The sequence below is a fragment of the Dietzia cinnamea NBRC 102147 genome (genome assembly GCF_001571065.1).
Taxonomy (GTDB): Bacteria; Actinomycetota; Actinomycetes; order Mycobacteriales; family Mycobacteriaceae; genus Dietzia; species Dietzia cinnamea.
Window position 1 is genome coordinate 1 of sequence record NZ_BCSW01000120.1, and the last position, 2,061, is coordinate 2,061.

The 2,061-nt window shown below is 70.5% G+C and carries 2 protein-coding genes; both read left to right on the plus strand.

Going from position 1 to position 2,061, the window contains the following annotated elements:
* A partial coding sequence (gene istA / locus DCI01S_RS16360) for an IS21 family transposase (protein ID WP_061230194.1) occupies positions 1 to 1,486 on the plus strand: 1,486 nt, incomplete at its 5' end.
* The coding region (locus DCI01S_RS16365) for an ATP-binding protein (protein ID WP_061230195.1) at positions 1,483 to 2,061 on the plus strand (579 nt) is incomplete at its 3' end. The genes istA and DCI01S_RS16365, both read left to right, overlap by 4 nt.

A 2,061-nucleotide genomic window follows, 5' to 3' on the forward strand; every position in this document is an offset into this window, starting at 1 on the left:
GTATCGGGATGCCGGCGAGCTCGCCGGGGTCTCGCACCACACCGTTGCCCGCTATGTGACTGCTCGTGATGCGGGCCGGTTGACCGACAAGCCGGCGGCCCGTCCGCAGTTGATGGACGAGTTCATGCCGAAGGTCGAGGAATGGGTGGAGCGCTCCGGCGGCAAGATCCGCGCGGACGTGGTCCACGACAAGCTGCTCGCGGTGGGGTTCACCGGCTCGGAGCGCACCACGCGTCGGGCGGTGGCGGCGGTGAAGAAGTCCTACCGCGTGGGCCATGCGCGGGTGCACCGGCCCTGGGTGACCGAGCCGGGCCTGTGGTTGCAGTACGACTTCGGTGACGGTCCGGTGATCGACGGGGTCAAGACCGTGCTGTTTTGCGCGTGGCTGGCGTGGTCACGGTTCCGGGTGGTCCTGCCGATCCGCGACAAGACGGCCCCGAGTGTGTTCGCTGCCCTGGATGTGACGTTGCGCCGCCTGGGCGGGGCGCCGACGTATGTGCTGACCGACAACGAGAAGACCGTCACCGTTGAGCACGTGGCCGGGATGGCGGTGCGCAACCCGCAGGTGGTGGCGTTCGCCCGCCACTATGGGGTCACGGTGCTCACGTGCGAGCCCGCGGATCCGGCTTCCAAGGGTGGTAGCGAGTCCACGGTCAAGGTCGCCAAAGCCGACCTGGTGCCCAAGGAGACGAACCTGCGCGGCGAGTACTCCTCGTTCGCTGAGCTGGAGGAGGCCTGCGAGCAGTGGTGCGAGCAGATCAACGACCGGGAGCACCGCGTCACTCGGCGAGCGCCAGCGGAGATGCTCGTCCAGGAACGGGCCCGCCTGCACACCGTGCCGACCGAGGCATACACGGTGGCGCTGGGGGCGACCCGGCAGGTGCCGGTGAACTCGCCGATGGTGACGTTTGAATCCGGACAGTACTCGGTGCCGCACACGCTGCTCGGTCAGACCGTGTGGGTCCGCGCCTATGGTGCCGGCGCCGGCGAGCAGATCGTCGTGGTGCACGTCGGAGCGGATGGGCCGGTGGAGGTGGCCCGCCACCCGCGGGCCACCCCGGGCAGCCCACGACTTGCCGATGCGCACTTCCCGGACGCCCCGGCCGGGGCCCTGCACCGCCAACCCAAGGCCCGCAACGCCGCGGAGGCGGCCTTCCTGGCCCTCGGCGACGGGGCCCGACTGTGGCTGACCGAGGCCGCCGCCGCGGGCACGGCCAGGATGCGGGTGAAGATGGCCGAGGCCGTCGCCCTGGCCAAACTGTTCGACCCGGGCGAGGTCGACTGGGCGCTCGGTCACGCGGCGCTGCACAGCCGGTTCGCCGAGGCCGATCTGCCGTCGATCCTGAACCACCACGCCGCCTCCGGCGGTGCCGGCCAAGCCCACACAGCGGGTGAGGACCGGTCGCTGACCCAGGGCACTTCCGGATGGGCCGCCCTCGGCGGGCAATCACCGGTGGCCGCCGATTCTGAGGAGGTAGACCGATGACCGCCACCGAGGTTCCGGCGCTGGGTGTGCCGGCCAGTCCGCCGCTGCCCGCAGACCTGGATGCCGTGTTGCGGCGCCTGAGACTGCCGCACATTCGCCGCCACGCGCCCGAGGTGATCGCCACCGCCAAAGCCCAACGCTGGGACCCGGCCGAGGTGCTGCGTGCGCTGTTGGCTGAGGAGGCCAGCGGCCGCGACCGGGCCTCGCTGGCCACTCGACGCGCTGCCGCCGGGTTTCCCACTGGCAAGACGTTCGACGCGTGGGACGAGTCCGTCTCCTCGATTCCAGCACCGACTCAACAGGCGTTGCGGACGCTGGAGTGGGTGCACCGCAAGGAGAACCTCGTCGTCTGCGGGCCCTCTGGGACCGGCAAGACGTTCCTGCTCGAGGCCCTCGGGCAGCAGGCGGTCGAGGAGGGACTGAAGGTCTCCTGGTTCACCCTGGAAGACCTCGGCGTTCTCCTGCGCAGTCACCGCGCCGACGACACCGTCACCAAGGCCATCGCCAAGATCCTGCGCGCCGACCTGATCATCGTCGACGACATCGGACTGCTGCCGGTGGCCACCGACGCCGCT